Origin of the sequence: Streptomyces sp. NPDC020875, assembly GCF_040641415.1 — a bacterium.
GTDB lineage: Bacteria > Actinomycetota > Actinomycetes > Streptomycetales > Streptomycetaceae > Streptomyces.
In genome coordinates this window covers 65,744-72,661 of sequence record NZ_JBFADP010000046.1, presented here as the reverse complement: position 1 = coordinate 72,661, position 6,918 = coordinate 65,744, and the positions used below count along the sequence as shown (strand labels likewise).

Annotated in this window: 6 protein-coding genes and 1 pseudogene; 3 read left to right on the top strand and 4 right to left on the bottom strand. The window is 71.1% G+C overall.

The window, feature by feature from the left end; all coding sequences use genetic code 11:
* Together AB0G74_RS24975 and AB0G74_RS24970 are read left to right on the top strand one after the other, a co-directional pair.
* Positions 1-350: pseudogene (locus AB0G74_RS24975) on the top strand (endonuclease/exonuclease/phosphatase family protein); the annotation flags it as partial.
* Positions 351-664: 314 nt separating this feature from the next.
* Positions 665-1,243, top strand: a complete 579-nt coding sequence (locus AB0G74_RS24970; protein WP_361150163.1) for a hypothetical protein — start codon at positions 665-667, stop codon at positions 1,241-1,243.
* A gap of 61 nt (positions 1,244-1,304) precedes the next feature.
* On the opposite strand, the gene AB0G74_RS24965 is transcribed toward AB0G74_RS24970, so the two are convergent.
* Positions 1,305-1,871 carry a TerB family tellurite resistance protein gene (locus tag AB0G74_RS24965; protein WP_361150160.1) on the bottom strand — a complete coding sequence of 189 codons (567 nt, stop codon included), beginning with the start codon at positions 1,869-1,871 and terminating at the stop codon, positions 1,305-1,307.
* 258 nt (positions 1,872-2,129) lie between these two features.
* Here AB0G74_RS24965 and AB0G74_RS24960 point away from each other — a divergent pair, with 258 nt between their 5' ends.
* Complete coding sequence (locus AB0G74_RS24960) at positions 2,130-3,125, top strand: nuclear transport factor 2 family protein (protein ID WP_361150178.1); 996 nt, start codon at positions 2,130-2,132, stop codon at positions 3,123-3,125.
* Positions 3,126-3,223: 98 nt separating this feature from the next.
* On the opposite strand, the gene AB0G74_RS24955 is transcribed toward AB0G74_RS24960, so the two are convergent.
* From AB0G74_RS24955 to AB0G74_RS24945, 3 genes are all read right to left on the bottom strand, one after another.
* Positions 3,224-4,642: an MFS transporter gene (locus AB0G74_RS24955; protein ID WP_361150158.1), complete on the bottom strand. Its 1,419-nt coding sequence runs from the start codon at positions 4,640-4,642 to the stop codon at positions 3,224-3,226.
* A 188-nt stretch (positions 4,643-4,830) separates the two neighbouring features.
* Entirely contained in the window at positions 4,831-6,303 is a 1,473-nt protein-coding gene (locus tag AB0G74_RS24950; RefSeq protein ID WP_361150155.1) for a SulP family inorganic anion transporter, read from the bottom strand.
* Entirely contained in the window at positions 6,300-6,884 is a 585-nt protein-coding gene (locus tag AB0G74_RS24945; protein WP_361150153.1) for a carbonic anhydrase, read from the bottom strand. Before AB0G74_RS24945 ends, AB0G74_RS24950 begins: the two co-directional genes overlap by 4 nt.
* Between the last annotated feature and the right edge of the window lie 34 nt (positions 6,885-6,918).

The window sequence follows — 6,918 nt, the reverse complement described above, 5'->3', positions numbered from 1 at the left end:
TGGACGTCGGGGGGGGCCAGTCGGGTGTGGAGGGCGGGGTGGTGGCGTAGATCGATCGCGCGATCGTACTCGGCGACTTCAATGCCGTACCGGACGCCCCGGAGCTCACCCGGATGTGGTCGCTGGCGGCGGACATGGACGAGCGGTGCCGTCCTTCGTCCGGTGGTGGCTGTGCGGCGACCACGGACTGGCAGAGCAAGTTCGACTATGTCTTCCTGCGGGGGATCGTGCCGTCCGGGTACCGGGTGCTGCCGACCCCGTATTCGGATCATCATCTGGTGCAGGCCGATCTGGACATCGGCGGTACGGGCTCTTCCGGGGTCGACGCGGCGGGGCGCCCCCGGGTGTGACGGGGCCGGGTCGGGCTCGCGACCGGGATGCCGATCTGATGTCCGCCCGCCGTCGGGGTGGTGTCGTTCCGTGGCTGCCGGTGCTGGTGGAGCAATGAGCGCCGGTGCCCGGTTGCGCCGGTAGTGCGAAGCGTTGTGGGGGCGCGACGGAAGGTTTCATCGACCCCTTTGTTCGCTTCTGTTCCGTGATTCCCTCTTGGCACGTACTCAGGTGGCGATATGAGTATCCGTACGGATGTCGGCTTCGGTATCCACGGGCTCATGGTGGGCGCGCGGATCGAACCGCTCCTTCGTCGTCTGAGGAGGTACTGATCATGAGACCAGTGGGAAGGGCCGTCACAGCCCTGGCGTTGACGGGTGTCACGCTCGTCGGAACGGCCGGTACGGCATGGGCGTCCTGCGGGCAGGTGGATCACAACCCGGTCGCGGCGAGCGCCTGCGCCACCGGCTGGGGCAGTGGCCTGAAATCCGCGCCGCAGCACTCCGCCGAGCCGCTGACGAATGTCCGGGCCGGTCAGCACGAGTGCTTCGACCGGCTGGTGTTCGACGTTACGGGGGCCACCGGGGAGACCGGGTACCGGGTCGGCTATGTCGGCGCCTTCCATCAGGACGGCACCGGTACCAGGATTCCCGTCGCGGGCGGGGCGATTCTGGAGATCTTCGTCAACGCGCCGAGCTACGATCCGTCGACGGGCGGGGTGGTCTATCCGGGGACGCCGGGGCGGTCGCTTCCGGGGGTGAGCGTCGGCGGGTACCGGACGTTCAAGGACACCAAGTTCGGGTCGAGCTTCGAGGGGCGGACCCAGGTCGCGGTCGGGGTCCGGGCGCGGCTGCCGTTCCGGGTACTGCAGTACGGGGACAAGGTGGTCGTGGACGTCGCGCACAGCTGGTGAGAAGGGGCCGCCCCCGGTCCGCCCTGGGAGGGGGTGGACCGGGGCCGGTGGTGTCGCCGGGTCAGATGCCGAATTCGGCGGAGGAGATCCCGAGGGTGGCGCACGCGTCGCGGAGGATCTGCTCCTCGGCGGGCGAGATGTAGCCGTCGGCTCCCGCGACGACGATGCCGGTCTGGATGACGGCGCGGGCCTCCGCGGGCTTCTTGGCGGCCTTGGCCACCTCCTGGAGGGCTTCCGCGCGGCCCCGGATGGGGTCGGCCATCAGCTGGTCCACGTGCTTGTTGAAGCGGGTGCGCAGCTGGTCCGGCGGGAAGTTCTGGAGGACGTCGTTGGAGAGGATCAGGGATTCCACGTGCTGGCGCTCGGCCGGGTCGACGTGTCCGTCGGCCGCCGCCACCAGGGCGCAGACGGCCATGCTGGCGTCGCGGTAGGCGCCGCTCTTCAGCTCGGTCTTGAGTGACGTGAGCTGGGTCTTCAGGAGGCCCACGAGCTGGGCCTTGGAGCCGGAGCCGGAGCTCTGCGCGGCGGGACGGCCGTGGCTCTGCGCCCCGGATCCGGAGTGACCCGATCCCTGGGCCTGCTGCTGGAGGGCCTTGGCCTGGTCCTTGAGTCGGTCCCACATCGCCACTGAATTGCCACCTCGGTCCTGGCTGAAGTTCGTCTGTCGGTGACGCGTATCGACGCGTCACCGGGGTCAACGTACGGGGTGGCCGGGGAGTTCCGCGGGGCGGGGTCCGTTACCCCGGAGGTAATCGCGCTGGTGGGCGGGGTCGGACAGAGTGTGATCACCGCGCCGGAAGGGGTTCTCCCGGCGCCACCGCCCCTCTGTTCAACTGTCGAACGGGAGTCACCCATGTCACGTATCCGTCGTATGCGTTCCGTCGTCGTGTTGGCGACCGCCGCCGCGCTGCTGCCTTTCGGTTCCGGTACGGCGTCGGCTTCGGCGACCGCGCCGCAGGCCATGTCGTCGTACTGCCAGGCCGTTGTGGGCGGGCAGTCGTCGCTGCCCGCCAACGCGCACTCGTTTATGAAGGCGTACTGCGAATGGGGTGCGAATCCGAAGGTCGGGACCTACATGGACCTCTTTACGCCGACCGGGACCTTGATGGACTCGGGGCTGCCCGCGCCGATCGGCAGGGAAGCCATCGCCGGGCAAATGGACAGCCTGCTGAAGGCCGTGAAGTACAACTTCCAGCCGGTGTCGGCGGTGGCGTCGCCGGACGGGAAGGTGGTCTTCGTGAAGGCGCGCAACTCCGGTTGGAAGATCAATCCGGACCTGTCGCCGGGGGCGGCGTTCGACTACATCACGACGCACCGGCTGGTGCTCGACGGGACACAGGTACAGCAGGGGCGCAGGTTCTGGGACCAGACGGAGCTGTTCCGCTCGTTGGGTGGTCAGTTGCCGAACGTGTTCGCTTCGGTTCCGGCGGTGGCGTGGAAGCCGCCCCGGACGGAGAACCGGCTGACGGCGTGGAACACCCGTGACGCTTCGGCGCTGGTGGCAGGGGTGGACGACGTGGTGTCGATGACCGGGCCCGGACTGGGCGGCCGGGCGCTGACGACCAAGGCGGAAATGCGGGCCTATCTGGAGAAGCTCTTCACCCGGGTCCACGAGCTGCGGCTGGAGCCGGGGCGGACGGTGCGTCAGGGGCAGGTGACGTATCGGGAGTGGGTGGGGCACGCGAAGCTGTCGCCGGAGGGCGGCGCGGTGCGGGAGATCACGTACGGCGTCACCGAGCGGTTCACCCGGAACGGGCAGGGCGACGTCGAGTGGGATCTGGCGTTCGAGACCTTGGATCTGGTGGCGACCGAGTGCGAGATCACCGAGCTTCGGCGGATCTTGTTTCCGCAGTTGTCGCCGTGCCCCGGTGGGGCGGTCTGACGGTGGCAGGGGGCCGTGGTCCGGGAGCTGTCTCCCGGACCACGGTCATTGTGCCGGGCCGTTCGGGTGGGTCTCGGGCCGGTGGGGTGTGCGGGTGGTCATGCCTTGGTGCGGTCGGTGGGGGCCGACGGGCGGGGGACGGTGGGGTCCACCGGTTCCGGTTCCGTTCGGGAGGCGTTGTCCGCCGGGTGGTCGTGGGCTTCGTCCGGCTGCCGCGGGGGTTCCGGGGTCTGTTCGGCGGCCGGGGCCGGTCCGGGTGGCGCGGCGGGGGCCGAGGTGCGTGTTTCGGGGAGGGCTGCGAAACAGCAGAGGCTCAGGACGGCGACGCCGGTGAGCCAGGCGGCGACGCCCCACGGGGGGCCGCCGCCGTGCGTCAGGGCGGTTGTGATCAGTGGGGTCAGGGCGCCGCCGAGGACGCCCGCCAGGTTGTAGCCGACGGCGGCGCCGGTGCAGCGGATCCGGGGTTCGTACAGCTCGGGGAGGTAGGCGGCGGTCACGGCGAAGACGGAGACGAAGGCGAGGAGGGCGATGACGAAGCCCAGGAACATCAGGGGCGGTCGGCCGGTGCCGAGGAGGGCGGCGAGGGGAAACATCCACAGGGCTGTCAGGGCGCTGCCCGCCAGGCACATGGGGCGGCGGCCCACGCGGTCGGCGAGGAGGGCGGCGAAGGGGGTGGCGGTGCCTTTGATCGCGACGGCTCCCATGACCAGGGTGAGCATGACCGTACGGCTGATGTCGGCTTGCTCGGTGCCGTAGGCGAGGGCCCAGGTGGTGACGGTGTAGAAGACGGCGTAGCCGCTGGAGAGGGCGCCCGCGGTGAGGAGCAGGGTGCGCCAGTGGTGGCGTACGACTTCCGCGGCGGGGGCGGCGGCCCGGCGGCCTGTGCCGCTGAGTTCGCGGAAGGCGGGGGTTTCGGGGAGTGAGGTCCGCAGCAGGAGGCCGACGCCGGCGAGGACTCCGGCGGCCCAGAACGGGACCCGCCAGCCCCAGGTGAGGAACTGGGTGTCGGTGAGGCCGACCGAGAGGGCGAGGGTCACTCCGTTGGCGAGCAGGAAGCCGAGGGGTGGGCCCAGCTGGGGGAAGGCGCTCCAGAGGGCGCGGCGGTGGGCGGGGGCGTGTTCGGAGGTGAGGAGGACGGCTCCGCCCCATTCGCCGCCGAGTCCGATGCCCTGGACGAAGCGGAGGGCGACGAGGAGGACGGGGGCGGTGGGGCCGATGGAGTCGTAGGTGGGCAGGCAGCCGACGAGGACGGTGGCGATGCCGGTGGTGAGGAGGGAGGCGAAGAGGACGGGGCGGCGGCCGTGGCGGTCGCCGATATGGCCGAAGAGCAGGGATCCGAGGGGGCGGGCGATGAAACCGGCGCCGAAGGTGCCGAAGGCGGCGAGGCTGCTCGCGAGGGGGGAGAAGGAGGGGAAGAAGAGGGGGCCGAGGACGAGTGCGGCGGCGGTGCCGTAGACGAAGAAGTCGTAGAACTCGACGGCGGTCCCGGCCAGGGTGGCGAGGGCGAGGCGGGTCATGGAAGGGGTTCGGGCGCCCGTGGGGCGGGGGGCCGGGGGGCGGCGTGTGCGCATATCGGGCCAACGGTGTGCAGTGGTGGCCGGTTACGCGCGGTCCGGGGCTGGGGGCGTGGGGGTCTGGTGCCGGGAGTTCGGGGCTCGGGTGGCCTGGGGCCCCGCCCGTGGCGGCGGGCGGGGCTGGTGGGTGGTCAGCCGGAGAGGGCCCTCATATGGCGGGTCACGGTGGCACTGTGACGTTCGGACCAGGTTTCGAGGGCGGTCCGGCAGGCGTGGTCGAGGTGGTGGACTTCGGTGAGGTCGAGTTCGACGGCTCGGTCGGGCGGGAGGGCTTCGAGGCTGTCGATCAGGTTGGGCAGACGGAGGAAGGTGGCGTTGCCGCGAAGGCGGACCCGGACCGGTCCTGTGCCGCGTTCGTCGACGTCGAGCCGGAGGTGGGAGGCTTCCCAGGCTGTTTTGGCCACGGCGAGGGCGAGTCCGGCGATTACGCCTTCGAACATGCCGATGACGACGATGGAGAGGGCGGTGACGGCGAGGACGACGGCTTCGCCGCGCTGGCGGCGCCAGAGGGTGGCGAAGGCGCGGGCGGGGACCAGTTTGAAGCCGGCGTGGACCAGGACGGCGGCGAGGGCGGGGACGGGGATGTAGGCCAGTGCGGCGGGGAGGAGGGCGGCGAAGAGCAGCAGCCAGACGCCGTGAAGGACGCGGGACGCTTTGGTGCGGGCTCCGGCCTGGACGTTGGCGGCGCTGCGGACGATGACCGCGGTCATCGGGAGGGCGCCGAGGGCGCCGCAGACCGCGTTGCCCGTGCCCTGGGCGACGAGTTCCTTGTCGTAGTCGGTGCGGGGGCCGTTGTGAAGGCGGTCGACGGCGGCGGCGCCGAAGAGGGATTCGGCGGAGGCGATCAGAGTGAAGGCCAGGACGGTGCCGATGGCGCCGAGGCCGGCGAGTTCGCCGAACGCTTCGGTGGACGGGGGTTGGACGGAGTCGAGGAGTCCGCGTACCTCGACGGTGGCGACGGGGAGTCCGGTGGCGATGACGGTGAGGGTGGCGAGGCCGACGGCGGCGAGCGGTCCCGGGACGGTCCGGATCCTCGGGGGCAGGTGCTTCCAGAGGACGAGGACGGCGACGGTGGCGGCGCCGAGGGCGATGGAAGCGAGGGCGTCGGTGTCTCCGGCTGTGCGCCAGAGCGCCCCGGGGAGTCCGATGATCTTGCCGATGCCGTCGGCGGGTGCTTCGAAGCCCGCCATGGCGTAGAGCTGTCCGGCGATGAGGATCAGGCCGATTCCGGCGAGCATGCCTTCGACGACGGAGACGGAGACGGCGCGGAAGCAGCGGCCGAGGCGGAGCATGCCGAGGAGGATCTGGAGCAATCCGGCGGCGAGGACGATGGCGCCGAGGACGGGGAGTCCGAATTCGGTGACGGCTTCGAGGACGAGGACGGTCATTCCGGCGGCGGGTCCGGAGACCTGAAGGCTGCTGCCGCGCATCATGCCGGTGACCAGGCCGCCGACGATGCCGGTGACCAGGCCGAGTTCGGCGGGGACTCCGGAGGCTACGGCGACACCGACGCAGAGAGGGAGGGCAACGAGGAAGACGACGAGGGAGGCGGCGAAGTCCTGCCGCAGATGGGGGTAGTTGGTCCTGGGCACGCCGGCGCTCACAGGGCCGTGAAGGTGTCGGTGGCGGCGTCGTGTGCCTGGACGGCGCCGGTGTGTACTTCGTAGTACCAGCCGTGCAGGCGGAGCCGGCCGGCGGTCAGCCGTCGGGACACACAGGGGTGGGAGCGCAGGCGCAGCAGTTGGGCCAGGACGTGTTGCTGGACGGCTCGGGCGACTTCGGGATCGTCGGGGTCGGCGTCCTCGGGGGCGGGTCGGTGGGCGGCGTGGGCGAGCCAGTCGCGGACCGCGGGGACGGCGGTGAGGTCGTCGTCGCGGACGAGGGCGCCGACGGCGCCGCAGTGGGAGTGGCCGCAGACGACGATGTCCTGGACGCCGAGGACGTCGACGGCGTATTCGATGGTGGCGGCCTCGCTGGTGGGGTGGCCGGTGGTGGGCGGGACGATGTTGCCCGCGGTGCGGAGTTCGAAGAGCTCGCCGGGGCGTGCGCCGGTGATCAGGGACGGGACGACCCTGGAGTCGGAGCAGGTGATGAAAAGGGTGTGAGGGGACTGCCCTGCGGCGTGGGGGGCGAACCGTTCGGGGTTCCGGCCGTGGGCCCGGGCGTGGTCGATGAGCGGCTGCATTGGGGTGAATCCTCCTGGCGCGCTGTGGGGGCGC